Origin of the sequence: Ruegeria pomeroyi DSS-3 (assembly GCF_000011965.2) — a bacterium.
In the GTDB taxonomy this organism is placed as follows: Bacteria; Pseudomonadota; Alphaproteobacteria; order Rhodobacterales; family Rhodobacteraceae; genus Ruegeria_B; species Ruegeria_B pomeroyi.
On the sequence record NC_003911.12, the window covers coordinates 498,459 to 521,999 of the forward strand.

General features: G+C 62.7%; 29 protein-coding genes. 26 read left to right on the plus strand and 3 right to left on the minus strand.

Going from position 1 to position 23,541, the window contains the following annotated elements:
• Nucleotides 1-15 precede the first annotated feature (15 nt).
• From rpsN to SPO_RS02635, 26 genes are all read left to right on the plus strand, one after another.
• Nucleotides 16-321, plus strand: a complete 306-nt coding sequence (gene rpsN / locus SPO_RS02515) for a 30S ribosomal protein S14 (RefSeq protein WP_011046257.1) — start codon at nucleotides 16-18, stop codon at nucleotides 319-321.
• Nucleotides 322-333: 12 nt separating this feature from the next.
• Nucleotides 334-726, plus strand: a complete 393-nt coding sequence (gene rpsH, locus SPO_RS02520) for a 30S ribosomal protein S8 (protein ID WP_011046258.1) — start codon at nucleotides 334-336, stop codon at nucleotides 724-726.
• 12 nt (nucleotides 727-738) lie between these two features.
• A complete protein-coding gene (rplF, locus tag SPO_RS02525; protein ID WP_011046259.1) occupies nucleotides 739-1,272 on the plus strand; it encodes a 50S ribosomal protein L6 in 534 nt (177 codons plus the stop codon).
• Nucleotides 1,273-1,283: 11 nt separating this feature from the next.
• Complete coding sequence (gene rplR, locus SPO_RS02530; RefSeq protein WP_011046260.1) at nucleotides 1,284-1,643, plus strand: 50S ribosomal protein L18; 360 nt, start codon at nucleotides 1,284-1,286, stop codon at nucleotides 1,641-1,643.
• A 112-nt stretch (nucleotides 1,644-1,755) separates the two neighbouring features.
• Nucleotides 1,756-2,328, plus strand: coding sequence for a 30S ribosomal protein S5 (rpsE, locus tag SPO_RS02535; RefSeq protein ID WP_011046261.1), 573 nt, complete (start codon nucleotides 1,756-1,758; stop codon nucleotides 2,326-2,328).
• A 12-nt stretch (nucleotides 2,329-2,340) separates the two neighbouring features.
• On the plus strand, nucleotides 2,341-2,529 hold the full coding sequence (gene rpmD / locus SPO_RS02540; RefSeq protein WP_011046262.1) for a 50S ribosomal protein L30: 189 nt from the start codon (nucleotides 2,341-2,343) through the stop codon (nucleotides 2,527-2,529).
• Nucleotides 2,530-2,631: 102 nt separating this feature from the next.
• Complete coding sequence (locus SPO_RS22750; RefSeq protein WP_030003172.1) at nucleotides 2,632-3,255, plus strand: hypothetical protein; 624 nt, start codon at nucleotides 2,632-2,634, stop codon at nucleotides 3,253-3,255.
• Nucleotides 3,256-4,090: 835 nt separating this feature from the next.
• A complete protein-coding gene (locus SPO_RS02545) occupies nucleotides 4,091-4,306 on the plus strand; it encodes a DUF1127 domain-containing protein (RefSeq protein WP_044027848.1) in 216 nt (71 codons plus the stop codon).
• Between the two features lie 194 nt (nucleotides 4,307-4,500).
• Complete coding sequence (gene rplO / locus SPO_RS02550; protein ID WP_030003174.1) at nucleotides 4,501-4,974, plus strand: 50S ribosomal protein L15; 474 nt, start codon at nucleotides 4,501-4,503, stop codon at nucleotides 4,972-4,974.
• Between the two features lie 112 nt (nucleotides 4,975-5,086).
• Nucleotides 5,087-6,454 carry a preprotein translocase subunit SecY gene (gene secY / locus SPO_RS02555; protein ID WP_011046265.1) on the plus strand — a complete coding sequence of 456 codons (1,368 nt, stop codon included), beginning with the start codon at nucleotides 5,087-5,089 and terminating at the stop codon, nucleotides 6,452-6,454.
• Nucleotides 6,451-7,092, plus strand: a complete 642-nt coding sequence (locus tag SPO_RS02560; protein ID WP_011046266.1) for an adenylate kinase — start codon at nucleotides 6,451-6,453, stop codon at nucleotides 7,090-7,092. Before secY ends, SPO_RS02560 begins: the two co-directional genes overlap by 4 nt.
• A gap of 48 nt (nucleotides 7,093-7,140) precedes the next feature.
• Nucleotides 7,141-8,214 (plus strand): alpha/beta hydrolase family protein, encoded by a 1,074-nt coding sequence (locus SPO_RS02565; protein WP_011046267.1) that lies wholly within the window; start codon nucleotides 7,141-7,143, stop codon nucleotides 8,212-8,214.
• A gap of 194 nt (nucleotides 8,215-8,408) precedes the next feature.
• Nucleotides 8,409-8,777 carry a 30S ribosomal protein S13 gene (gene rpsM / locus SPO_RS02570; RefSeq protein WP_011046268.1) on the plus strand — a complete coding sequence of 123 codons (369 nt, stop codon included), beginning with the start codon at nucleotides 8,409-8,411 and terminating at the stop codon, nucleotides 8,775-8,777.
• A 15-nt stretch (nucleotides 8,778-8,792) separates the two neighbouring features.
• Nucleotides 8,793-9,185: a 30S ribosomal protein S11 gene (rpsK, locus tag SPO_RS02575; protein ID WP_011046269.1), complete on the plus strand. Its 393-nt coding sequence runs from the start codon at nucleotides 8,793-8,795 to the stop codon at nucleotides 9,183-9,185.
• Between the two features lie 116 nt (nucleotides 9,186-9,301).
• Nucleotides 9,302-10,318, plus strand: coding sequence for a DNA-directed RNA polymerase subunit alpha (locus SPO_RS02580; protein WP_011046270.1), 1,017 nt, complete (start codon nucleotides 9,302-9,304; stop codon nucleotides 10,316-10,318).
• A gap of 177 nt (nucleotides 10,319-10,495) precedes the next feature.
• On the plus strand, nucleotides 10,496-10,918 hold the full coding sequence (rplQ, locus tag SPO_RS02585) for a 50S ribosomal protein L17 (protein ID WP_011046271.1): 423 nt from the start codon (nucleotides 10,496-10,498) through the stop codon (nucleotides 10,916-10,918).
• Nucleotides 10,919-11,025: 107 nt separating this feature from the next.
• Nucleotides 11,026-11,433, plus strand: a complete 408-nt coding sequence (locus SPO_RS02590; protein WP_011046272.1) for a hypothetical protein — start codon at nucleotides 11,026-11,028, stop codon at nucleotides 11,431-11,433.
• 63 nt (nucleotides 11,434-11,496) lie between these two features.
• Entirely contained in the window at nucleotides 11,497-12,879 is a 1,383-nt protein-coding gene (locus tag SPO_RS02595; protein WP_011046273.1) for a trypsin-like peptidase domain-containing protein, read from the plus strand.
• Between the two features lie 3 nt (nucleotides 12,880-12,882).
• Nucleotides 12,883-14,199, plus strand: a complete 1,317-nt coding sequence (locus SPO_RS02600) for a replication-associated recombination protein A (RefSeq protein ID WP_011046274.1) — start codon at nucleotides 12,883-12,885, stop codon at nucleotides 14,197-14,199.
• 162 nt (nucleotides 14,200-14,361) lie between these two features.
• Nucleotides 14,362-15,405 (plus strand): RluA family pseudouridine synthase, encoded by a 1,044-nt coding sequence (locus tag SPO_RS02605; protein ID WP_011046275.1) that lies wholly within the window; start codon nucleotides 14,362-14,364, stop codon nucleotides 15,403-15,405.
• Nucleotides 15,402-16,073: an HAD-IA family hydrolase gene (locus SPO_RS02610; protein ID WP_011046276.1), complete on the plus strand. Its 672-nt coding sequence runs from the start codon at nucleotides 15,402-15,404 to the stop codon at nucleotides 16,071-16,073. The genes SPO_RS02605 and SPO_RS02610 overlap by 4 nt, the downstream gene beginning before the upstream one ends.
• 5 nt (nucleotides 16,074-16,078) lie before the next feature.
• Nucleotides 16,079-16,786, plus strand: coding sequence for an ATP12 family chaperone protein (locus SPO_RS02615; RefSeq protein WP_044027849.1), 708 nt, complete (start codon nucleotides 16,079-16,081; stop codon nucleotides 16,784-16,786).
• 196 nt (nucleotides 16,787-16,982) lie between these two features.
• Nucleotides 16,983-17,999 carry an amino acid ABC transporter substrate-binding protein gene (locus SPO_RS02620; RefSeq protein ID WP_044028959.1) on the plus strand — a complete coding sequence of 339 codons (1,017 nt, stop codon included), beginning with the start codon at nucleotides 16,983-16,985 and terminating at the stop codon, nucleotides 17,997-17,999.
• Between the two features lie 134 nt (nucleotides 18,000-18,133).
• Complete coding sequence (locus SPO_RS02625) at nucleotides 18,134-19,402, plus strand: amino acid ABC transporter permease (protein WP_011046279.1); 1,269 nt, start codon at nucleotides 18,134-18,136, stop codon at nucleotides 19,400-19,402.
• 1 nt (nucleotide 19,403) lies between these two features.
• Nucleotides 19,404-20,717 (plus strand): amino acid ABC transporter permease, encoded by a 1,314-nt coding sequence (locus SPO_RS02630; protein ID WP_011046280.1) that lies wholly within the window; start codon nucleotides 19,404-19,406, stop codon nucleotides 20,715-20,717.
• 10 nt (nucleotides 20,718-20,727) lie between these two features.
• Nucleotides 20,728-21,519, plus strand: a complete 792-nt coding sequence (locus tag SPO_RS02635) for an amino acid ABC transporter ATP-binding protein (protein WP_011046281.1) — start codon at nucleotides 20,728-20,730, stop codon at nucleotides 21,517-21,519.
• Between the two features lie 48 nt (nucleotides 21,520-21,567).
• On the opposite strand, the gene SPO_RS02640 is transcribed toward SPO_RS02635, so the two are convergent.
• From SPO_RS02640 to SPO_RS02650, 3 genes are read right to left on the minus strand one after another with little or no spacing between them, the layout of a single operon-like run.
• Nucleotides 21,568-22,077 carry a SixA phosphatase family protein gene (locus tag SPO_RS02640; protein WP_011046282.1) on the minus strand — a complete coding sequence of 170 codons (510 nt, stop codon included), beginning with the start codon at nucleotides 22,075-22,077 and terminating at the stop codon, nucleotides 21,568-21,570.
• Nucleotides 22,074-22,709 carry a hypothetical protein gene (locus SPO_RS02645; protein ID WP_011046283.1) on the minus strand — a complete coding sequence of 212 codons (636 nt, stop codon included), beginning with the start codon at nucleotides 22,707-22,709 and terminating at the stop codon, nucleotides 22,074-22,076. The genes SPO_RS02640 and SPO_RS02645 overlap by 4 nt, the downstream gene beginning before the upstream one ends.
• Nucleotides 22,706-23,500: a sterol desaturase family protein gene (locus SPO_RS02650; protein ID WP_011046284.1), complete on the minus strand. Its 795-nt coding sequence runs from the start codon at nucleotides 23,498-23,500 to the stop codon at nucleotides 22,706-22,708. Before SPO_RS02650 ends, SPO_RS02645 begins: the two co-directional genes overlap by 4 nt.
• Nucleotides 23,501-23,541: the final 41 nt, after the last annotated feature.

The following is a 23,541-nucleotide window of genomic DNA, read 5'->3' on the forward strand; positions in this document are numbered from 1 at the left end:
GCGCGAGGATTAGACATGGCTAAGAAAAGCATGATCGAACGCGAGAAGAAGCGCGAGCGTCTGGTGGCACAATATGCCGCAAAGCGCGCCGAGCTGAAAGAAATCGCAAACGACGAGAGCCGCCCGATGGAAGAGCGCTTCAAGGCGCGTCTGAAACTGGCGAAACTGCCGCGCAACAGCTCGGCAACCCGTCTTCACAACCGCTGCCAGCTTACCGGCCGTCCGCACGCTTACTATCGTAAGCTCAAGGTCAGCCGGATCATGCTGCGCGAGCTGGGGTCTGCTGGTCAGATCCCCGGCATGGTGAAATCGAGCTGGTAAGGAGAGAGTGATATGAACGATCCTATCGGCGATATGCTCACCCGTATCCGCAACGCTCAGCTGCGCGGCAAAAGCACGGTCAGCACCCCCGGTTCGAAACTGCGCGCCTGGGTTCTGGATGTCCTGGCGGACGAAGGCTATATCCGCGGCTATGAGAAGTCGACGGATGTCAACGGCCACCCGACGCTGAACATCGAGCTGAAATACTACGAAGGCGAACCCGTCATTCGCGAACTGAAGCGGGTCTCCAAGCCCGGTCGTCGCGTCTATATGGGCGTCAAGGACATCCCCTCGGTCCGTCAGGGCCTGGGCGTGTCGATTGTCAGCACTCCGAAAGGTGTGATGTCGGACGCGAACGCTCGCTCCAACAATGTTGGCGGCGAAGTGCTCTGCACCGTCTTCTAAGGAGGTCTGCAAATGTCTCGTATTGGTAAGAAACCGGTCGAGCTGCCCAGTGGCGTTTCCGCCGCTGTGTCGGGCCAGACCATCGAAGTGAAGGGCCCCAAGGGTGCCCGCAGCTTCACCGCCACCGACGACGTGACCATCACCGTCGACGGCAATGTGGTGAGCATCACCCCCCGTGGCATGTCCAAGCGGGCACGCCAGCAGTGGGGCATGTCGCGCACCATGGTGGCGAACCTCGTCGCAGGCGTGACCGAAGGCTTCAAGAAAGAGCTGGAGATCACCGGTGTGGGTTACCGCGCCAACGCCCAGGGCAACACGCTCAAGCTGAACCTCGGTTACAGCCACGATGTCGACTTCACCGTTCCGGCGGGCGTCACCGTGAGCACGCCGAAGCAGACCGAGATCGTTGTCGAAGGCATCGACCAGCAACAGGTTGGTGAAGTGGCTGCGAAAATCCGCGAGTGGCGTTCGCCCGAGCCGTACAAAGGCAAGGGTATCCGCTACAAGGGCGAGTTCATCTTCCGCAAAGACGGCAAGAAGAAGTAAGGACGCGAACAATGGCAAACAGCAAACGTACCCTGTTTCTGAAACGCCGCCTGCGCGTTCGGAACAAGCTTCGCAAGGTCAACGCCGGGCGCCTGCGCCTCAGCGTGCACCGCTCGAACAAGAACATCAGCGCCCAGCTGATCGACGACGTTCGTGGCGTGACCCTGGCGGCAGCCTCGACCATGGAAAAGGACCTTGGCGTTGTTGGCAAGAACAACGTCGAAGCGGCCAAGAAGGTGGGTGCGGCAATCGCCGAGCGCGCCAAGAAGGCTGGCGTCGAAGAGGCCTATTTCGATCGTGGCGGCTTCCTGTTCCACGGCAAGGTGAAGGCCCTGGCCGACGCCGCGCGTGAAGGCGGTCTGAAGATCTAAGACCTGAGGGGGGCGCCTGCCGCCCCCCCGATGATCCGGGGCCGCGCCTGCGCGGCCACCATGGATCGGAGACAACGGCGCCCAGGCGCCAACAGAGAAAGAGGAATGCCGCATGGCAGAACGTGAAAACCGTCGGGGCAACCGTCGCGACCGCGAGGAAGCAGCCCCCGAATTCGCCGACCGTCTGGTCGCGATCAACCGCGTGTCGAAAACCGTCAAGGGCGGTAAGCGCTTCGGCTTCGCCGCTCTGGTGGTCGTGGGCGATCAGAAAGGCCGCGTCGGCTTTGGCAAGGGCAAGGCAAAAGAAGTGCCCGAGGCCATCCGCAAGGCAACCGAGCAGGCCAAGCGCCAGATGATCCGCGTGCAGCTGCGCGAAGGCCGCACCCTGCATCACGACATCGAAGGCCGTCACGGCGCCGGTAAGGTCGTCATGCGCGCCGCGCCCGAAGGTACCGGTATCATCGCCGGTGGTCCGATGCGTGCCGTGTTCGAAATGCTGGGTGTCAAGGACGTCGTGTCCAAGTCGCTGGGCAGCGCGAACCCCTACAACATGATCCGTGCCACCATCGACGGCCTGAAAAAAGAGCAGAGCCCGCGTTCGGTCGCACAGCGTCGTGGCAAGAAGGTCGCCGACATCCTGCCCAAGCGGGACGAAGCACCGGCTGCTGAAGCCGCTGAAGCGTAAGGAGTCGTCAACATGGCAAAAACCATCGTCGTCAAGCAGATCGGTTCGCCGATCCGCCGCCCCGCTGACCAGCGCGCAACCCTGGTTGGTCTGGGTCTGAACAAGATGCACAAGACCCGCGAGCTGGAGGATACCCCCTCGGTCCGCGGCATGATCCGCAAGATCCCGCATCTGGTCGAGATCATCGAAGAGCGCGGCTAAGTTCTTTTCGAAAAATAGAAAAAAGGACGCCCTGCAGGTTGCCTGTGGGGCGTTTCTATTTAGAGTGGTATCAGTTTTCGACTGAGTATGAGAGACTAAAGAATGAGATTTCCTTTTTCGATGCTGGCCAGCCTCGTGGTTTTATCTTCCTGTGGTCCTTCGCCAGCAGAAAGAGAGGCTGAAATAGCCAGTTTCCGAGCGGGACCGACCGAAGCACAGCGAAGCGACTACCGCAAATACGGCATCATTGCAGCTGATCCAGATTCCAGAATCTATCAGGGGCTAGCTGTTTCGGTGAGCCGAAGCAGTTCCTTGCCGGTTTCCTACTTTGATGTTGAACTTCGTCCGATTTCAACCACTTCGGGAACCACTAACCCCTCTAATAGAATTCCCGATGAGATTCTAGCAGATATCCCAGTTGAACTCGTTCGCGCGGCCAAAGCTCAGATCGAGACTGGTGCGGGTACCGGGCAGATTTTGAAGCTGGCAAAAGAGATAGCCAAGCGTACTTACTGTGTTGGCCGCCAAGTGGGTGTTTATGATTTGAAAGGGACGAAAATTTCAGACCCTGCTTCGATAGCCAGGATCATGGCGGCTAATGGAGGCAACATTCTTGGCGCCAATATTGGCGATTTGAATGTCAAGAAAGAACGGATTCCAGTGGTTGAACTTAAGGAATGGGCGAATACTGGTACCATTATGGCTGACGTGCATCTGAAATGCTAAAGCTTGGTTTGTCATTGGTGTCCTTTATGGCGCTAATGGGTTGCAAGACCACAGTTGATCGCGAAACAAACGCTGCATCCGAGACCTCACCGGGAAGTACAGTAATGTACTTCGATCCGTTCCATGGGTATCAGATCGTCTTTTTCGAAACGCCGGAAACAAGCTGGCTTTGGTATCCGGGGAACCGAACCAGTTTGCCGGCGCTTGTCCGGTACAAGGGAAGTGACGTTTGCTTTAAGTATGGAAGTCATACCTTTAATCCTGTGATCGGAAAGCAGGGTGGCAGCTGGGACTGTACGCCCCGTTTCATACTTGACGGGCTTGCCGTAGCATCTGGCGAAGGCGACATCTTTGGTTTGTCCGATGGGACCGTCCCGTACCGGCGCCGAAAATGCGATGGAACCGATGGGTTCGCCAGGATCAATGTTGATCCTGGCCTCTACAAGCAAGGGTGTGGTTAGAGCGCTGCGGGGCAAAACGCTGAAGAGTGGTCAACGGGTTTTGATCTGAATTCGCTCTTTCACAATCCCCTTCCTTGATGGTTTCACTGCCGTCCGAACCACTTGCCAATCCCGGGCAAAAGGGTCTTCACCTTTGTCCGGGGTTGGGCCGGACGCACCCTGTTGGGCAGCGCTCTTGTGGAGGCTGTTTCGAGGGGGTGTCTGACGCAATCCGCCTTTGGATTGCCCCCAGCCATGCCGCTGCTGCATGGCGGCTAGACCAAAGCGCCTCTTGCTGATGCTGCGGTGCAGCACTATCTGCCTGTCATGTTCGGAACGCCCGAAAAACAGGCAGTGGGGAAGGGCCCTGCTGCATCCGTATGAGGTAAGAGAAAATGGCATATGCAACCGTGACCGCCGACCGCGCACCCTCCTTGGTGGCCCGCGTCCTGTCCGTCCTGAAATCGACCCGCGCCACCTGGGCTCGCAACACCGCTTACAAGCGCACGTTCAACGAGCTGGACCGCCTGTCGAACCGGGAACTGGCCGATATCGGTATCCGCCGTTGCGATATCGAGGATATCGCCCGCTTTCACGTCTATGGTGCCTGAACGGCCCATCTGACGGAATGCTGCACCGCCCTCGGATATCCGGGGGCGTTTTGCATTTCGGGCACCTCTTGCGCGACGCGTTTACAGCGTCTATACGCCCCCGGTGGCCCCAGGGCCGCAAGAATCAACAAGCAAGAAATGCCGTGGTTGGCCCGTCACGCTTCGTGGGTCACATCCGGCGAAGGAGAAGCGAAATGAAACTGCATGAACTCAGCGACAATCCGGGCGCAACCAAGAAACGGATGCGCATCGGCCGCGGCCCCGGCTCGGGCAAGGGCAAGATGGGTGGCCGTGGTATCAAAGGTCAGAAATCCCGCTCGGGCGTGGCCATCAACGGCTATGAAGGCGGCCAGATGCCGCTCTATCAGCGTCTGCCCAAGCGTGGCTTCAACAAGCCCAACCGCAAGGCATTCGCCGTCGTCAACCTGGGCCTGATCCAGAAATTCGTCGAAGCCGGCAAACTGGACGGCGCCGCCGCCATCACCGAGGACGCGCTGGTCGCATCCGGCCTGGTGCGCCGCAAGCTGGACGGCATTCGCGTGCTGGCCAAGGGTGATTTCAACGCCAAGCTGAACATCGAAGTCACCGGCGCGTCGAAATCGGCTGTCGAGGCTGTCGAAAAGGCGGGCGGCTCGCTGAAGGTCACAAACGCTGCTGCGGCAGAGTAACGGCTTGTGAGCGGGCGCTGTCCCGCTTACATAGACACCCAAGTTTTCCAAAACGCCGCCCGAGCCGGAAAACGGTTCCGGGCGGCGTTTGCATCAGAGAGACCGATACAACATGGTATCAGCAGCAGAACAAATGGCGGCCAACACCAGCTGGTCCGCCCTGGGCAAGGCCACGGACCTGCGCAATCGGATCCTGTTCACGCTGGGGCTCCTCATCGTCTATCGTCTGGGCACGTTCATTCCCGTGCCGGGCATCGACGGCGTGGCGCTGCGCGAGTTCATGGAGCAGGCGGGGCAGGGCATCGGCGGCATGGTGTCGATGTTCACCGGTGGCGCGCTGGGGCGGATGGGCATCTTTGCCCTGGGCATCATGCCTTATATCTCGGCCTCGATCATCGTTCAGCTGTTGACGGCCATGGTCCCCTCGCTTGAGCAACTCAAGAAAGAGGGTGAGCAGGGCCGCAAGAAGATCAACCAGTATACGCGCCTGGGCACCGTGGCCCTGGCCACCGTGCAGGCCTATGGTCTGGCGGTTTCGCTGGAATCGGGTGACCTGGCTACCGAGCCGGGCATGTATTTCCGCTTTGCCACCATGATCACCCTGGTGGGCGGCACCATGTTCCTGATGTGGCTGGGCGAGCAGATCACCGCCCGTGGCATCGGCAACGGCGTTTCGCTGATCATCTTTGTCGGCATCATCGCCGAGGTCCCCGCCGCGCTGGCGCAGTTCTTCGCCTCCGGCCGTTCGGGCGCCATCAGCCCCGCCGTGATCATCGCCATCATCCTGATGGTGATCGCGGTCATCACGTTTGTGGTGTTCATGGAGCGTGCGCTGCGCAAGATCCACATCCAGTATCCCCGCCGTCAGGTGGGCATGAAGGTCTATGACGGCGGCTCCAGCCACCTGCCGGTCAAGGTCAACCCCGCAGGCGTGATCCCGGCGATCTTCGCCAGCTCGCTGCTGCTGTTGCCGGTGACCATCTCGACCTTCTCTTCGGGGGCAGCGAACGGGCCGGTGATGTCCTGGCTTCTGGCGAATTTCGGCCCCGGTCAGCCGCTCTATCTGCTGTTCTTCGTGTCGATGATCGTGTTCTTTGCGTATTTCTATACCTTCAACGTCTCGTTCAAACCCGATGACGTGGCGCAGAACCTGAAGAACCAGAACGGCTTTGTCCCCGGTATCCGTCCGGGCAAGAAGACCGCCGAGTATCTGGAATATGTGGTCAACCGCGTGCTGGTGCTGGGTTCGGCCTATCTGGCCGCCGTCTGCCTGCTGCCCGAGATCATGCGTGGCCAGTTCAACGTGCCGTTCTATTTCGGTGGCACCTCGGTGCTGATCATCGTCTCGGTGACCATGGATACCATTCAACAGGTCCAGAGCCACCTGCTGGCACATCAGTACGAAGGTCTGATCGAAAAATCGCAGCTTCGCGGCAAGAATCGCAAGCGCACGAACAGGAAGGGACCGGCGCGTCGATGAACATCATTCTGTTGGGCCCGCCGGGTGCGGGCAAAGGCACCCAGGCGCGGCATCTGGTCGAGACTCGCGGCATGATCCAGCTCTCGACCGGTGACATGCTGCGCGCGGCGCGCAGCTCGGGCACCGAGATGGGCAAGAAGGTCGCGGCCATCATGGACGCGGGCAAGCTGGTCACCGACGAGATCGTGATCGGCCTGATCGAGGAACAGCTGACCACTCAGACGGGCGCCGGTTTCATCTTTGACGGGTTCCCGCGCACCCTGGCGCAGGCCGACGCGCTGGCGGCGCTGCTGGCCAAGCTGGGCCAGTCGCTGCACACCGTGATCGAGATCCGCGTCGATGACGAGGCGCTGGTCGATCGTATCTCGGGGCGGTTCACCTGCGGTGGCTGCGGCGAGGTCTATCACGACAAGACCAAGCCGACCAAGGTGGACGGTGTCTGCGACAATTGCGGCAGCACCGAGATGGTGCGCCGGGCCGACGACAATGCCGACAGCCTGCGCACGCGACTGATGGAATATTACAAGAAAACGTCACCCTTGATCGGCTATTACTATGCCAAGGGCGATTTGCGCCCGGTAAACGGCTTGGCCGATATCAAGGAAGTGACCGCCTCGATCGAGGCCATTCTGGGCTGACGCAGCAAGGCTGGAATGCCATGCGGTCGGTCGACAAGGATTTGACGCATGAAACGCATTCTGATCGGACTGGCGATTCTGGCCGGGCTTCTGGCCGGACTTGCGCTTGCCGCCACTTTGCTGGCCACCGGCAAGCGCCCGGTCCCCGACCAGTTGGCGGGTTATCACGAAACCACCCTGTCAGTCGGGCATCGCGATGTCCCCGTATCGCTGCATATCTGGTATCCTGCTGCGCAGGACGGTACTGCCGAACTGGTGGGGCAGAACGCCCTGTTCTACGGACAGTATGTCCTCCGGGATGCAAAGCCGGCGCCTGGCGCGCATCCGGTGGTCGTGTTTTCGCACGGCTCCGGGGGCAACGCCAATAATCACGGCTGGCTGGCGACGGAACTCGCGCGTCAGGGGATGATCGTGGTGGCGCCCAACCATCCCGGCACGATGTCGCGCGACAGCGATCCGCACCGCACACCGCATATCTGGGAGCGAGCGCGTGACCTGCACGCCATTCTTGACAGTTTGGAAACCAATCCCCCGCTCGGGATGCAGCCCGACATGGACCGGGTCGCCTCGGCCGGGTTCTCGCTGGGGGGCTTCTCGGCGCTCAGCATTGCAGGGGTCCGGGTGTCCAAGGCGGCGTTTATCGACTATTGCGACCGCCACGCCGGAGAGTTTGATTGCGGCTGGATGCAGGCCGCGAGTGTCGATTTTGCCGCCATTGATCCGGCCGCTTACGAGGCCGATTATCGCGACCCGAGGATCAAGGCCACGGTTTCGATCGACCCGGCATTGCCGCAGGCGATGACGGGCGACAGCCTGACCGCGGCCACCCTGCCGATCCTACTGGTCTCGCTGGGGCAGGGCGAAGAGGTTCCCCCCGCGACCCGCGTCGATGCGATGGCGCGCCAGATGCCGCAAGCACGCCTTGTGGAAACGCCAGGCGCCTGGCATTTCAGCTTCCTCTCCGAATGCAGTACCCTGGGCTGGATCATCATCGGACTGATGGGCGAAGAGAACATCTGTTCGGATATCGGCATGCGCGATCGAGGCGTCCTGCACGAAGAGCTGAAGGCAGTGATTTCGACCTTCCTGAGCGAAAATCTGGCTTTGTCTCCATCCGGTTGAGGGCAGGCCTTGACGATCCTGACAAAAGCCTCTACCCACGCCCATCCCTGACGGGAATCGATTCCTGTGGGTGGATTCGTCCATCCTCAAGACCACCTCAGAAAATGCTGGACCCGCTGGCGCCGCTGCCATGGTCAAGCGTTGTGAAAAAAGGTTCTGGCGCTACGGAACCGCAACGAAAAGGAAAGTGACACGTGGCACGTATTGCCGGCGTAAACATCCCGACTGCCAAACGGGTACCCATCGCCCTCACCTATATCACCGGTATCGGCAACACTTCGGCGAAAGCCATTTGCGAAGCTGTTGGCATCGACGCGACCCGTCGTGTGAACGAGCTGAGCGATGCCGAGATCCTGGCCATCCGCGAGCATATCGACGCCAACTACAGCGTCGAAGGCGACCTGCGCCGTGAAGTTCAGATGAACATCAAGCGCCTGATGGACCTGGGCTGCTATCGCGGTCTGCGTCACCGCCGCAACCTGCCGGTTCGCGGTCAGCGGACCCACACCAACGCTCGCACCCGCAAAGGCCCCGCAAAGGCCATTGCCGGCAAGAAGAAATAAGGGGGGCGTTGAGATATGGCACGCGATAAGACCCGCACCACGAAGAAAAAAGAACGCAAGAATATCGCATCGGGCGTGGCCCATGTGAACTCGACGTTCAACAACACCAAGATCCTGATCTCGGACGTGCAAGGCAACGCCATCTCGTGGTCGTCGGCTGGCACCATGGGCTTCAAGGGATCGCGGAAATCGACCCCCTACGCCGCTCAGCTGGCTGCCGAAGATGCCGGCCGCAAGGCGCAGGATCATGGCGTCAAGACGCTGGAAGTCGAAGTTCAGGGCCCCGGTTCGGGCCGTGAATCGGCTCTGCGCGCTCTGGCTGCCGTGGGCTTCAACATCACGTCGATCCGCGATGTGACCCCGATCGCCCACAACGGCTGCCGCCCGCCGAAGCGCCGCCGCGTCTAAGCGACCCAGGAATTACGCTGGGGCCGTGTCTGGTACACGGCCCCAGCACGCCGTTTGAAACCTCGGGCGTTTGCACCTTGCTGGACATGGGGTGCGAACAGGAATGGAGGGATTACATGATCCACAAGAACTGGGCAGAACTGATCAAGCCGACCCAGCTTGAGGTCAAGCCGGGCAACGACCCGGCACGCCAGGCGACCGTGATCGCCGAACCGCTGGAGCGTGGTTTCGGTCTGACGCTGGGCAACGCTCTGCGCCGCATCCTGATGAGCTCGCTGCAAGGCGCGGCCATCAGCAGCGTGCAGATCGACAACGTCCTGCACGAGTTTTCGAGCGTGGCCGGTGTGCGCGAAGACGTCACCGACATCATCCTGAACCTCAAGCAGGTCTCGCTTCGCATGGATGTCGAAGGGCCCAAGCGCCTGTCGGTCAATGCCAAGGGCCCGGCCGTCGTCACCGCCGGTGACATCAGCGAAAGCGCCGGCATCGAGGTGCTGAACCGCGACCACGTGATCTGTCACCTGGACGATGGCGCCGACCTGTTCATGGAACTGACCGTGAATACCGGCAAGGGTTATGTGTCGGCCGACAAGAACCGCCCCGAAGACGCGCCCATCGGCCTGATCCCGATCGACGCGATCTATTCGCCGGTGAAAAAGGTCGCCTATGACGTGCAGCCCACCCGCGAGGGCCAGGTTTTGGACTATGACAAGCTGACCATGAAGATCGAGACCGACGGCTCGATCACCCCGGACGATGCCGTGGCCTTTGCTGCGCGTATCCTTCAGGATCAGCTGTCGATCTTCGTCAACTTCGACGAGCCGGAATCGGCGGGCCGCCAGGACGACGATGACGGTCTGGAGTTCAACCCGCTGCTGCTGAAGAAGGTGGACGAGCTGGAACTGAGCGTCCGTTCGGCCAACTGCCTGAAGAACGACAACATCGTCTATATCGGCGACCTGATCCAGAAAACCGAAGCCGAGATGCTGCGCACCCCGAACTTCGGCCGCAAGTCGCTGAACGAGATCAAGGAAGTGCTGTCCGGCATGGGTCTGCACCTGGGCATGGATGTCGAGGACTGGCCGCCCGACAACATCGAGGATCTGGCAAAGAAGTTCGAAGACGCTTTCTGAGCCGAGGCCGGGCTGAAGCCCGGCTTACGCCAGAGTCCCCCGTAAGGCGGGCTTCAGCCCGCCCTACCTGCCAATGCCCGGACCTGCCGGGGAACATCAGGGCACATCCGCCCCAAGGAGAGCCGGTGACACGCATCGCCGGTCGGACAAAGCAAAACGCTAGCTAGGAGATAGAAAATGCGTCACGCACGTGGTTACCGCCGCCTCAACCGCACACACGAACACCGCAAGGCCCTGTTTGCGAACATGGCCGGCTCGCTGATCGAGCACGAACAGATCAAGACCACCCTGCCCAAGGCCAAGGAACTGCGTCCGATCGTCGAAAAGCTGATCACGCTGGGCAAGCGCGGTGACCTGCACGCGCGCCGTCAGGCCGCGGCGCAGCTGAAAGAGGACAAGGACGTCGCCAAGCTGTTCGACGTTCTGGCCGAGCGCTACAAGGATCGTCAGGGCGGTTACGTCCGCATCCTGAAGGCCGGCTTCCGCTATGGCGACATGGCGCCGATGGCGATCATCGAATTCGTCGATCGCGACGTCGATGCCAAGGGTGCCGCCGACAAGGCGCGCCTGGCCGAAGAAGAGGCTGCCGCCGAAGAATAAGCATTCCGGGATCGCTCCCGATTGCGCCCCGCCCGGGTTTCCGGGCGGGGTTTTTCGTTGTCGGGGGTGTTGCACCGGTGGGGCCGGCCTTCTACCCTGCCGCCATCATGCGCACATCTTCACCTGCGGGATATTCGGGCCGTCCTCTGGTGGCCAAACTGGGGTTCAAACCGGGCTGGAGCGTGCGCGCCATCAACCCGCCGCCCCATTACGCCGACCTCATGGCCGAGGCGGTGGATATCCGCTTTGACCCCGACGCCCGCGATGCCGATGCGGCGCATCTGTTCCTGCACGGTCCCGAACCGCTGGCCGAGGTCGCGGCCACCGAGATCGCCCATCTGCGGCCCGGTGGCATGTTGTGGCTGTCCTGGGCCAAGAAATCCTCGCCCCGACATGCGGGCATCACCGAGGATTTGCTGCGCGCCGAGGTGCTGCCGCTGGGCTGGGTCGATGTGAAGGTTTGCGCCGTTGACGCGGATTGGTCGGGACTGAAATTCCTGCGCCGCCGGGGCTGAGCGCGCGGCTTGCATTTGTCGCCCATGCCCCGCATATCGCAGGGGACTGCAAATGGAGGTCCCATGATCCGTGCCATCCTGCTTTGTCTGCCGCTTGTCCTGGCCGCGCCGGTTCAGGCGGAAACCCGGGTGCCGACCTCGCGGGCCGAGATCGGGCTGGGTTTTGCCCCGGTGGTGAAAAAGGCCGCCCCCGCCGTGGTCAATATCTATGCCCGGATCATCACCGCGGGCCGGCAAAGCCCGATCTTTGACGATCCCTTCTTTCGCGATTTCTTTCGCGGCTTCGGGGCGCCGCAGCCGCGGGTGCAGAACTCGCTCGGTTCAGGCGTGATCCTGTCGGATGACGGCTATGTCGTGTCCAATTATCACGTGGTCGGCATGGCCTCGGAAATCCGGGTGGTGACCACCGACCGGCGCGAGTTCACCGCACAGGTGGTGCTGGGAGATGAGGAGAGCGATATCGCCATCCTGCGCCTGGACGCGGCGCGCGACCTGCCTTTCTTGGCGCTGCGTGACAGTGACCATGTCGAGGTGGGCGAGCTGGCGCTGGCCATCGGCAACCCGTTTGGCGTGGGGCAGACCGTCAGCAGCGGCATCGTCTCGGGGTTGGCGCGCTCGGGCGCGGCCACCGGCAATGGGCGGGGCTATTTCATTCAGACCGATGCGCCGATCAATCCGGGCAATTCGGGCGGTGCGCTGATCGACGTGAATGGCGACCTGATCGGCATCAATACCTCGATCCTCAGCCGGTCGGGCGGCTCGAACGGGATCGGCTTTGCCATTCCTGCCAATCTGGTGGCCGAGTTCCTGCGCCAGGCCCGGCAGGGCAACAGCAGCTTTGCCCAGCCTTGGGCGGGGATCGCGGGGCAGCCGATGACCGCCGATATCGCCGACTCGCTGGGGCTGGTCCTGCCCGAAGGGGTGGTGATCTCGGACCTGCATCCCGAGAGCCCGCTGGCGCAGGCTGGCTTTGCCGTGGGCGATGTGGTGACCGAGGTCGATGGGCAGACGGTCAACTCTCCGGCCGAGATGAAGTTCCGCATGTCGGTGGCCGGGATCGGGGGCGAGGCGCGGATGACCCGGCTGCGGCAGGGTCAGCGCGAGACCCTGAGTGTAGCCCTGATCGAGGCGCCCGATGCCCCTCCCGCGCAGGAAACCACGCTGGGAGAGCGCACGATCCTGCCCGGTCTGACCGTGGCCCGGCTGAACCCGGCCGTGATCGCGCGCCTGGGCCTGCCGCTGTCGGCGCGCGGGGTCGTCGTGCTCGACCCCGGCCCCTATGGGGCGCGGGCGGGTCTGCAACCGGGCGACGTGCTGGGCGCGATCAATGGCGATCAGGTGGACAGCCCGCGCGATGTGGAACGGGCGCTGAGCGAGGCCGGGCGCCGGGTACAGATCGACCTGCAACGGCGCGGCCAGCGGGTCTCGCTGCGGTTCCGGCTCTGAGCGATGGCGGATCTGTTCGATACCGGCGCCAAGCCTTCGCCCGAGCGCGAACCGCCCCGGCCGCTGGCCGACCGGCTGCGCCCGCAAAGCCTGGGTGAGGTGATCGGGCAGCAGCAGGTACTTGGCCCCGAGGCGCCGCTGGGTGTCATGCTGGCCTCGGGCTCGTTGTCGAGCCTCGTTTTCTGGGGGCCGCCGGGGGTGGGCAAGACCACCATCGCCCGCCTGCTGGCGCAGGAGACCGACCTGCATTTCGTACAGATCAGCGCGATCTTCACCGGGGTGCCGGACCTGAAGAAAGTGTTCGAGGCCGCCCGCATCCGGCGCGGCAACGGGCAGGGCACGCTGTTGTTCGTCGACGAGATCCACCGATTCAACAAGGCGCAGCAGGACGGGTTCCTGCCCCATATGGAGGATGGCACCATCCTGCTGGTGGGGGCGACGACCGAGAACCCCTCGTTCGAACTGAACGCCGCGCTCTTGAGCCGGGCGCAGGTGCTGGTGCTGGAGCGGTTGAGCGCCGAGGATCTGGAACATCTGACCGCGCGGGCCGAGCGCGAGCTGGATCGAGAGCTGCCGCTGACCCCCGAAGCGCGGCTGGCGCTTCAGGAGATGGCCGATGGCGACGGGCGCGCGCTGCTCAACCTGATCGAGCAGGTGGCGGCGTGGAAGGTCGCGGCCCCGCTCGAGCGCGAGGCGCTGGCGGCGCGGCTGATGCGCCGGGCGACCAAATACGACAAGAGCGGGGACGAGCATTACAACCTGATCTCGGCGCTGCACAAATCGGTGCGCGGTTCGGACCCGGATGCGGCGCTGTACTGGCTGGCGCGGATGCTGACGGGGGGCGAGGACCCGCGTTATCTGGCGCGCCGGATCACCCGGATGGCGGTCGAGGATATCGGGCTGGCCGACCCGCAGGCGCAGTCGGTCTGCCTGCATGCCTGGGAAATCTATGAACGCCTTGGCAGCCCCGAGGGCGAGCTGGCATTGGCGCAGGCAATTGTCTATCTGGCCTTGGCCCCGAAATCGAACGGGGCCTATGTGGGCTACAAGGCGGCGATGCGGCTGGCCAAGCAATCGGGCTCGGCGCCGCCGCCCAAACATATCCTGAACGCGCCCACCGGGTTGATGAAGGATCAGGGCTATGGCGCCGGCTATGCCTATGATCACGATGCCGAGGACGGGTTCTCCGGGCAGAACTACTTTCCCGACGGGATGGAGCGTCCGCAGCTCTATCAACCGGTCGAACGCGGGTTCGAGCGCGAGTTGAAGAAGCGGCTGGATTATTTCGCGCGCCTGCGGGCGCAGCGCGAGCAGGGATAGGGCGGGCAGTCCGCGGCCGCCCCACCCACCCGCCCGCGTCCGCGGACTGCCCTTGGTCCCTTGACTCTCGGGCGCGTGCGGGTGAGAGACGGCGATGTTTTCTTTCGATCTTCAACGAGGGATGCGACGGGCGGGAAACCGCCCCGCGCATGGATTGCTGGCATGAGCGGCGTACAGATGATCACCGTGGGTGAGGGGGACGGCGACCAGCGGCTTGACCGCTGGTTTCGCCGGATGTTCCCGCATGTGGGGCAGGGGCGCATCGAGAAGATGTGCCGCAAGGGCGAGCTGCGCGTCGACGGGGCGCGGGCCAAGCCCGCGACCCGGCTCGAAGTGGGCCAGCAGGTCCGTATCCCGCCGCTGCCCGCACCCGGTGAACGGCCAGAGCCGGTGAAATCGCGTGTCTCGGACAGTGATGCCAAATTGATCCGCGCCTGTGTCCTGCATCGCGACGACGATATCATCGTGCTGAACAAGCCCGCCGGGCTGGCGGTGCAGGGGGGCAGCGGCCAGACCCGCCATGTGGATGGCCTGTCCGAGGCGCTACGCTTTGGCAATGACGAGAACCCGCGCCTGGTGCACCGGCTGGACAAGGATACCTCGGGTGTGCTGGTGCTGGCGCGCACCCGCGAGGCGGCGGCGCGTCTGACAGCGGCCTTCCGCCACCGCAACACGCGCAAGATCTATTGGGCATTGGTGGCTGGGGTTCCGACGCCCTATCTGGGCGAGATCAAGACCGGGCTGGTCAAGGCCGGTGGTCACGGTGCCCGGGGCGAGGGCGAGAAGATGAACGTGGTGCATCTGAGCGAGCTTGACGCGACCCCCGGCGCCAAGCGGGCGCATACCTATTATGCCACGCTTTACCGGGTGGCGGGGCGCGCGTCCTGGGTGGCGATGGAGCCGGTCACCGGCCGCACCCACCAGCTGCGCGCGCATATGGCCGGGATCGGGCATCCGATCATCGGCGACGGCAAATACGGCGGCTCGGGGCAGGAAAACCTGGGCGATGGATGGGGTGCGCAACTGGGCGGCATCATCAGCAAGAAACTGCATCTGCATGCGCGCAGCCTGAGCTTTGAACATCCTTCGACCCGCAAGAAGGTCACCTTTACCGCGCCCTTGCCCGAGCATATGCGCGAGAGCTGGGACACCTTCGGCTGGACCGAGGATCTGGCGGCGGAGGATCCGTTCGAGGAGCTGATGTGAGCCAGCCCCTGCACCTGATCCTGTTCGATGTGGACGGAACGCTGGTCGACAGCCAGGCGGCCATCGTCGGGGCGATGACCGCCGCATTCGACGCGTTGTCGCTGCCGGTGCCCGCGCGCGCCGATATCCTGTCGATTGTCGGGCTGTCCCTGCCGCAGGCGATGGCGCGGCTGGCACCGGGGCAGAGCGAGACCACACAGGCGCGGCTGGTCGAGGCTTACAAGCAATCCTATCACGCGACCCGGCTGGCGCTGGGGGCGGGGCATTCGCCACTCTATCCCGGCGCGCGCGAGATGCTGGAGCAGTTGCACGCGGTGCCGCATTACCTGCTGGGTGTGGCGACGGGCAAATCCAAGCGCGGCCTTGACGCCCTGATTGAGGCGCATGGGCTGGAGCGGGTCTTTGTCACCCGGCAGGTGGCCGATCACCACCCCTCGAAACCGCACCCCTCGATGATCGAGACGGCACTGGCAGAAACCGGTACCGCCCCGGGGCACGCGGCGATGATCGGCGATACTTCGTTCGACATGGAGATGGCGGCGGCAGCGGGCATCGCCGGGATCGGCGTCAGCTGGGGTTATCATCCGCCCCGGGCGCTGTCCCGGGCCCGCTGCATCGTCGATACCTTCCCTCAATTGCCGCCGGCACTGACACAGATCTGGACTTGAACGACATGAGCGACTGGAAACCGAAACGCTTCTGGAAACAGGCTGCCGTGGCCGAAACGGCCGAAGGTTATGCGGTGGAACTGGACGGCCGCCCGGTGCGCACCCCGGCCAAGGCGCCGCTGCTGTTGCCGACCCGCGCATTGGCCGAGGCGATCGCCGCGGAATGGGACGCGCAGGAGAGTGAGGTCGATCCGATCAACATGCCCTTTACCCGAACCGCCAACGCGGCCATCGACAAGGTGCGCATCCAGCAGGCCGAAGTCGCTGACATGCTGGCGGCCTATGGCGATTCGGATCTGTTGTGCTATCGGGCGGATTCCCCGGCCGAATTGGTCGAACTGCAGGCGCAAACCTGGGACCCGGCGCTGGATTGGGCTGCCGAAACCCTCGGTGTGCGACTGCGTCCGGTCCAAGGGGTGATGCACCAGCCGCAACCCGCCTCCGCCATCGAGACACTGACGCGCAAGGTGCATGCGCTGAACCCGTTCCAGCTGGCGGCCTTTCACGATCTCGTCAGCCTGTCGGGTTCACTGGTCCTGGGCTTTGCCGCGGCGCTGAATTGGCGCAAAGCGGACGAAATCTGGCAGATTTCGCGCCTCGACGAGACCTGGCAAGAGGAACAATGGGGTCCCGATGACGAAGCGCGGGCGCTGGCCGCCGTGAAACGCGCGGCGTTCCTGCATGCCAAGGCAGCTTATGATATCTCGACATGATACCGAATCCGTCAGAGTGACGAAAACCTCAACGGATATGGGGCGGAAAGCGACATAGAAGCCTTGACCTTTGTCGGATATTGCGCCCAAACTCGGGCCCATCGAAGGAGACAGCTCCTTTGAGATCCGCTCCGGCGCCAACGTGTGCCGGTCGAACCGCTCCGGAACAGGGGTGGAAAATCAGGAAGAGGTAAAAATGAAGAAATCCGTATTTTTGGGCGCTCTCACGGTCGCCGGGATGGCCGCTGGCGTTGCTGCGGCGGGCACCATGGACGACGTCAAGGCGCGCGGCAAGCTGAACTGCGGTGTGACCACTGGTCTGGTTGGCTTTGCAGCACCGGATTCGAATGGGGAGTGGAAAGGTTTTGACGTGGCCCTGTGCCGTGCCGTTGCTGCGGCCGTGCTGGGTGACGGCAACGCGGTTGAATTCGTGCCCACCACGGGCAAGACGCGTTTCACCGCGCTGGCATCGGGCGAGGTCGACATGCTGGCCCGCAACACCACCTGGACCTTCTCGCGCGACGTGGACCTGAAGTTCGAATTCGTCGGCGTGAACTACTATGACGGCCAGGGCTTCATGGTTCCGAAATCGCTGGGCGTCAGCTCGGCCAAGGAACTGGACGGCGCCACCGTCTGCATCCAGACCGGCACCACCACCGAGCTGAACCTCGCGGATTTCTTCCGCGCCAACAACATCAGCTACGAGCCGGTTCCGATCGAAACCAACGCCGAAGCGCAGCAGCAGTACCTGGCCGGTGCCTGTGACGTCTACACCACCGACGCCTCGGGTCTGGCCGCAACGCGCGCAACCTTCGAGAACCCGGGCGACCACGTTCTGCTGCCCGAGATCATCTCGAAAGAGCCGCTCGGCCCGCTGGTTCGCCATGGCGACCACGAGTGGGGCGATGTGGTCCGCTGGACCCTGAACGCGCTGGTCTCGGCTGAAGAGATGGGCATCACCTCGGCCAATATCGACGAAATGTCGGCCGGCACCAACAACCCGGAAATCAACCGTATCCTGGGTTCCGAAGGGACCCTGGGCGAGATGCTGGGTCTGGACGCCGAGTGGGCCAAGCGCGCCATCAAGGTGGGCGGCAACTATGGTGAAGTGTTTGCACAGAACATCGGCGAAAGCACCCCGATCGGTCTGGCACGCGGCCTGAACGCACAGTGGACCGACGGCGGCCTGCTGTACTCGCCGCCGTTCCGTTAACAAAACAGCGAAGGGGCGCAGGGCAACCTGCGCCCTTTTTGCATCCATGAATACAAAGTGCCTGGCTGGTGGGAGCGGGGATAAACCCTGCCGGAGAGAGACAAGCCAGGACCTCACGGGGATATACATAGGTCATGACGACTCTCACTGACCCGCCGAAGGAGCAGTTCCGGCTGTCCATGCTCCTTTATGATACGCGGTACCGGTCGGCCACTATCCAGGTCATTGCGATGATAGGCTTCATGCTGCTGGCAGCATGGCTCATCAGCAATACCGCCCAAAACCTGGCTGCCCTGGGCAAGCCCATCGATTTCGGCTTCTTCAGCGAGCCGGCCAGCTACGACATCAACCAGCGGCTGCTGGACTACTCCTCGCGAGACACGCACCTGCGGGCGGCCTTTATCGGACTGCTCAACACGCTTGTCGTGGCGGTGCTGGGCTGTATCACCGCCACCGTTCTGGGCGTGATCATCGGCGTTCTGCGCCTGTCCAACAACTGGATCGTCGCCCGTCTGATGACGATCTATGTCGAAGGGTTCCGCAACGTTCCGGTCCTGCTGTGGATCGTGTTCATCATGGCGATCCTGATCGAGACCCTGCCCGCGCCGCGCGCGTTCCGGGGCGATGACGCCACCGCCAGCATGATGCTGAACGACAGCGTGGCCGTCACCAACCGCGGCGTCTATATCCCCGACGCCCTGTTTTCCAACAGTCTGGGCAATGTCCACCTGTTCGGCGAAAGCAGCCTGCGGTTTGATATCAGCCTCGATCTGATGCTGATCCTGATCGTTCTGGGCGGCAGCCTGTGGGTGTCGAATTTCTTGCGCAAGCGCGCCGACCGCATTCAGGAACAGACCGGCGACCGTCCGGTGACCTGGTGGCAGCGTCTGGCCGTGGTGGTTCTTCCGACCGGGCTGGTGCTGGTGCTGCTGGGCTTCCATCTTGGCTATCCCGAGCTCAAGGGCTTCAACTTCCAGGGCGGTACCCATCTGCGCAACTCGCTGATCGCGCTCTGGCTGGCGCTGTCGCTCTATACCGCCGCCTTCATCGCCGAGATCGTGCGGGCCGGTATCCTGGCGATTTCGAAGGGCCAGACCGAGGCGGCATCCGCGCTGGGGCTGCGCTCGAACAAGATCATGTCGCTGGTGATCCTGCCGCAGGCGCTGCGGGTGATCATTCCGCCGCTGATCTCGAACTATCTCAACCTCACCAAGAACTCGTCACTGGCGATCGCCGTGGGTTACATGGATATCACCGGCACGCTGGGCGGTATCACCATGAACCAGACCGGTCGCGAGCTGGAGACGATCCTGCTCTTGATGCTGGTGTACCTGACCATCTCGCTGTCCATTTCGGCGGTGATGAACTGGTACAATGAATCCGTCAAACTGAAGGAGCGTTGAGATGTCTGACATCGGATTTGTCCGCACCGAAATGCTCCCCGAGCGTGAACCGCCGGCCTCGACCGTCGGCGCGCTGGGCTGGGCACGTGCCAACCTGTTCTCGAACTGGTTCAACAGCGTTCTGACGCTGGCCTCTCTCTATGCGGTCTTTGCGATCCTTGCGGCCGTTCTGCCCTGGATTTTCTCGCCCACATGGAACGGGACTTCGCTCAGCAATTGTCGCGAGATCCTGACGGCTGCCGGATCGGTTGGTGATCACGGTACCTCGGGCGCCTGCTGGGGCGTCATTCGCGAGCGCTGGATCCAGCTGTTGTTCGGGTTCTATCCGTCCGAGTTGTACTGGCGGCCGATCCTGGCCTTCATTCTGCTGGGCGTGGCCCTGGCGCCGGTCCTGTTCTCTGACAAGATGCCGTCGAAGATGCTGATCTTCTCGGGTCTCTATCCGTTCATCTTCCCCTGGCTTCTGTGGGGGGGCACCATCTGGGGCCCGATTGCGGCGCTGTTGGGCTTTGTGCTGGGCTGGGTGATCTACTCGGCTGTCAGCAAGACGATGAGCAGCCTGATAGGCATCCTGCTGGGCGCGGCAGCTGCCCTGGTCTGGTGGCTGGTCTTGGCCGGCTTTTTCGTGGGCGTCTTCGACTCTGTCCTGGCAATCGGCATCGAAGCGGTCGAAAGCCGCAAGTTCGGTGGCTTCATGCTGTCGATCACCATCGGTGTTGTCGCCATTGCCTGTTCGCTGCCGCTGGGCATCGTGCTGGCGCTGGGACGCCAGTCGGACCTGCTGATCGTCAAGTATATCTGCGTGGGCTTTATCGAGTTCATTCGGGGTGTGCCGCTGATCACGCTGTTGTTCGTGGCCTCGACCCTGCTGAACATCTTCATGCCACCCGGAACCAACTTCGACATCATCCTGCGGGTGCTGATCATGGTGACGCTGTTCGCCGCGGCCTATATGGCCGAGGTGATCCGCGGAGGTCTGGCCGCCCTGCCCAAGGGCCAGTACGAGGGGGCGGATTCGCTTGGCCTCAACTACTGGCAGGCGCAGCGCCTGATCATCATGCCACAGGCGCTCAAGATCTCGATCCCCGGCATCGTCTCGACCTTCATCGGTGTGTTCAAGGACACCGTGCTGGTCTCGATCATCGGGCTTCTCGATCCGCTGGGTCTGTCGAACGCCATTCGCGCGGACGCCAACTGGAACGGAATTGTCTGGGAAATCTACGGTTTCATCGCCCTGATTTTCTTCGTCTTCTGCTTCGGCATGTCCCGCTATTCCATGTATCTGGAGCGCAAGCTCCACACCGGCCATCGTTAAGGAGGGCCCTATGTCTGAACTCGCAATCGATCGTGAAATCGACCGTTCGAAAATGCAGGTGAGCGACGAGGTCGCCATCGAAATCACGAACATGAACAAGTGGTACGGGGCCTTCCACGTGCTGCGTGACATCAACCTGACCGTCTACCAGGGCGAGCGGATCGTGATCGCGGGCCCCTCGGGCTCGGGCAAGTCGACCCTGATCCGCTGCCTGAACGCGCTGGAGGAACACCAGCAGGGCAAGATCGTGGTCGACGGGACCGAGCTGTCCAACGACCTCAAGAACATCGACAAGATCCGGTCCGAGGTCGGGATGGTGTTCCAGCACTTCAACCTGTTCCCGCATCTGACCATTCTGGAGAACTGCACGCTGGCCCCGATCTGGGTGCGCAAGACGCCCCGCAAAGAGGCCGAGGAAACGGCGATGCATTTCCTGGAAAAGGTCAAGATCCCCGAACAGGCCCTGAAATACCCGGGTCAGTTGTCGGGCGGCCAGCAGCAGCGGGTGGCAATTGCCCGGTCGCTGTGCATGCGCCCGCGCATCATGCTGTTTGACGAACCGACCTCGGCGCTTGACCCCGAGATGATCAAGGAAGTGCTCGACACCATGATCGAGCTGGCCGAGGAAGGCATGACCATGCTCTGCGTGACGCACGAGATGGGCTTTGCGCGTCAGGTTGCCAACCGCGTCATCTTTATGGATGCGGGCCAGATCGTGGAACAGAACGAGCCGGAAGAGTTCTTCAACAACCCGCAAAGCGAGCGGACCAAGCTGTTCCTGAGCCAGATCCTGGGCCACTGAACAGGGTTCGGAACGACACGGAATGGGCGGGGAATTCCCCGCCCTTTTTCAATCCGTCAACTCGCGCGGGACGATGAAATCCAGCACCTCGCCCTGGTGCCAGCCGATGTCGCCCCAAGTGTCTCTGGCAAACTCGATCACAGTTGTGGCGCCAGTCGGATAGTCGAAGAAACGGGCGTGGGCCGGTGCTTCGTCTACGATCTGGCCTGCGAATTCGGCGATGCCGGGGTTGTGCCCCAGCAACAGTACCACGCGCCCGCTGGCCTGCCTGAGATTGGCAAGGATATGCTGCGCCGGCGCCAGATAGAGAGACCGGGTGAAGGTGGGATCGCCCCCGGCCTGCCCCATCTCGGCCGACATCTGGGTCCATGTCTCGCGGGTCCGGACGGCGTCCGAGCTGATCACCTGATCCGGCAGATACCCGCGTTTGCGCAGCCAGGCCCCGATCGCCTGCGCCGACCGTCTGCCGCGCTTGTTGAGCGGGCGTTCATGGTCACCAAGGCTGATATCGTCCCAGGCGGATTTGGCGTGGCGGGTCAGGATCAGAATGCGGGTCATCGGCGCAGAAAAGCCCTCATATGCAATGCGGACTGTGCCGGATCACGCGCGGCCCCCGCGCTGAGCGGGCAGGCGAGTCGGGCGGCACAGCCTGCCTCCATACAAGCAGACCCAGCGGCGGTGTCCAGATATCCGCGACAGGCATCGACATCATAGGCGCGCCCGGCGGCAAGTGCCCCGACCGGACAGGCCCGGGTACAGGGCGCATCGCAGCTGTCGCAGGGCGATGGGGCGTCGGCGACGGGCAGGTCGATCCGGTCGGGCAGCAGCAGCGCACCGCGCAGCGAGATCATCAGCCCGACCTGGTCATGCACCATCATCCCGACCGGGCTGGTATGAAACCGGCCCGAGGCCAGCGCCCAGGCGATAAAGGGCGGATAGGGCGGCCCATCCGAGGGAAAGGCGGTCTCTGCGCCCAGATTGGCGGCGATGGCGCCAATCACCCGTTTCGACCAGCGGTCCACCGGATCGCGCTGACCGTCGCCATATTCCTGCGCCGCGCTGAAGACCGGCCAGAAACCGGGGCCGGTGCCCAGCAAAACAACGGTGCCCGCAGCGTCGGCAGGATGCAGCGCCCCCATCACGATCAGGGCCGAGGCGGCGGCCTCCGCCGATATCCGCTCCAACGTCATCGGCGGCGAAACGGCAGCAGCAGGCTCCATCCCAACCGCGTGGGCCGGTCGTCCTGCCATGCCAGCCCGATGGTCATTTCGTCATGGCCCTTGGCGGGCTGTGCAACATAGGTTCCCATCATCCGGTCCCAGATCGACAAGGCAAAGCCGTAATTGCTGTCATGTTCCTCGCGCAGCACCGAATGGTGCACCCGGTGCATGTCGGGGGTGACGAGAACCTTGCGCAACACGGCGTCAAGCGCAAGCGGCAAGCGAAGATTGGAGTGGTTGAACAGGGCAGTGCCGTTCAACAGGATCTCGAACAGGATCACCGCCAGCGCCGAAGGGCCCAGCAGGTAGACAAGGCCGATCTTGAGCAGCATCGACAGCGCGATTTCAACCGGATGAAACCGGATCGCGGTGGTGACGTCGATATCGGTATCGGCGTGATGCACCCGGTGTAGCCGCCAGAGCAGCGGTATCTTGTGGGTGATCAGGTGCTGGCCCCAGATGGCGAAATCAAGGATCAGGACGGCCAGCAGCACTTCGACCCAGCCGGGCCAGCCCAGATGGTTGAACAGGCCCCAGCCCAGCGCGCTGGCGTCCAGCGCCGCACCCACAGCCAGAAGCGGTAGGCCCACCGCCAGGGCGCGCAGGGTCACGGTGTTCAGCACCGATATCGTCAGGTTGGTCAACCAGCGTCGCGGGCGCCGTGGATGAACCATCCGGCGCGGGGCCAGCCGCTCGGCAATCGCAAACAGGACAAAAAGGCCGACAAACATCGCCAGCCGGACAAGGCTCTCGTTTTCCATTCATTCACAATTCAGCATGTGAATGGAATAGGCAAGCCCGC

Excerpts from the sequence above, each read along its gene's own strand:
- rpsN (WP_011046257.1), top strand. The coding sequence starts at position 16 with ATGGCTAAGAAAAGCATGATCGAACGCGAGAAGAAGCGCGAGCGTCTG.
- rpsH (WP_011046258.1), top strand. The coding sequence starts at position 334 with ATGAACGATCCTATCGGCGATATGCTCACCCGTATCCGCAACGCTCAG.
- rplF (WP_011046259.1), top strand. The coding sequence starts at position 739 with ATGTCTCGTATTGGTAAGAAACCGGTCGAGCTGCCCAGTGGCGTTTCC.
- rplR (WP_011046260.1), top strand. The coding sequence starts at position 1,284 with ATGGCAAACAGCAAACGTACCCTGTTTCTGAAACGCCGCCTGCGCGTT.
- rpsE (WP_011046261.1), top strand. The coding sequence starts at position 1,756 with ATGGCAGAACGTGAAAACCGTCGGGGCAACCGTCGCGACCGCGAGGAA.
- rpmD (WP_011046262.1), top strand. The coding sequence starts at position 2,341 with ATGGCAAAAACCATCGTCGTCAAGCAGATCGGTTCGCCGATCCGCCGC.
- SPO_RS22750 (WP_030003172.1), top strand. The coding sequence starts at position 2,632 with ATGAGATTTCCTTTTTCGATGCTGGCCAGCCTCGTGGTTTTATCTTCC.
- SPO_RS02545 (WP_044027848.1), top strand. The coding sequence starts at position 4,091 with ATGGCATATGCAACCGTGACCGCCGACCGCGCACCCTCCTTGGTGGCC.
- rplO (WP_030003174.1), top strand. The coding sequence starts at position 4,501 with ATGAAACTGCATGAACTCAGCGACAATCCGGGCGCAACCAAGAAACGG.
- secY (WP_011046265.1), top strand. The coding sequence starts at position 5,087 with ATGGTATCAGCAGCAGAACAAATGGCGGCCAACACCAGCTGGTCCGCC.
- SPO_RS02560 (WP_011046266.1), top strand. The coding sequence starts at position 6,451 with ATGAACATCATTCTGTTGGGCCCGCCGGGTGCGGGCAAAGGCACCCAG.
- SPO_RS02565 (WP_011046267.1), top strand. The coding sequence starts at position 7,141 with ATGAAACGCATTCTGATCGGACTGGCGATTCTGGCCGGGCTTCTGGCC.
- rpsK (WP_011046269.1), top strand. The coding sequence starts at position 8,793 with ATGGCACGCGATAAGACCCGCACCACGAAGAAAAAAGAACGCAAGAAT.
- SPO_RS02580 (WP_011046270.1), top strand. The coding sequence starts at position 9,302 with ATGATCCACAAGAACTGGGCAGAACTGATCAAGCCGACCCAGCTTGAG.
- rplQ (WP_011046271.1), top strand. The coding sequence starts at position 10,496 with ATGCGTCACGCACGTGGTTACCGCCGCCTCAACCGCACACACGAACAC.
- SPO_RS02590 (WP_011046272.1), top strand. The coding sequence starts at position 11,026 with ATGCGCACATCTTCACCTGCGGGATATTCGGGCCGTCCTCTGGTGGCC.
- SPO_RS02595 (WP_011046273.1), top strand. The coding sequence starts at position 11,497 with ATGATCCGTGCCATCCTGCTTTGTCTGCCGCTTGTCCTGGCCGCGCCG.
- SPO_RS02600 (WP_011046274.1), top strand. The coding sequence starts at position 12,883 with ATGGCGGATCTGTTCGATACCGGCGCCAAGCCTTCGCCCGAGCGCGAA.
- SPO_RS02605 (WP_011046275.1), top strand. The coding sequence starts at position 14,362 with ATGAGCGGCGTACAGATGATCACCGTGGGTGAGGGGGACGGCGACCAG.
- SPO_RS02615 (WP_044027849.1), top strand. The coding sequence starts at position 16,079 with ATGAGCGACTGGAAACCGAAACGCTTCTGGAAACAGGCTGCCGTGGCC.
- SPO_RS02620 (WP_044028959.1), top strand. The coding sequence starts at position 16,983 with ATGAAGAAATCCGTATTTTTGGGCGCTCTCACGGTCGCCGGGATGGCC.
- SPO_RS02625 (WP_011046279.1), top strand. The coding sequence starts at position 18,134 with ATGACGACTCTCACTGACCCGCCGAAGGAGCAGTTCCGGCTGTCCATG.
- SPO_RS02630 (WP_011046280.1), top strand. The coding sequence starts at position 19,404 with ATGTCTGACATCGGATTTGTCCGCACCGAAATGCTCCCCGAGCGTGAA.
- SPO_RS02635 (WP_011046281.1), top strand. The coding sequence starts at position 20,728 with ATGTCTGAACTCGCAATCGATCGTGAAATCGACCGTTCGAAAATGCAG.
- SPO_RS02640 (WP_011046282.1), bottom strand. The coding sequence starts at position 22,077 with ATGACCCGCATTCTGATCCTGACCCGCCACGCCAAATCCGCCTGGGAC.
- SPO_RS02645 (WP_011046283.1), bottom strand. The coding sequence starts at position 22,709 with ATGACGTTGGAGCGGATATCGGCGGAGGCCGCCGCCTCGGCCCTGATC.
- SPO_RS02650 (WP_011046284.1), bottom strand. The coding sequence starts at position 23,500 with ATGGAAAACGAGAGCCTTGTCCGGCTGGCGATGTTTGTCGGCCTTTTT.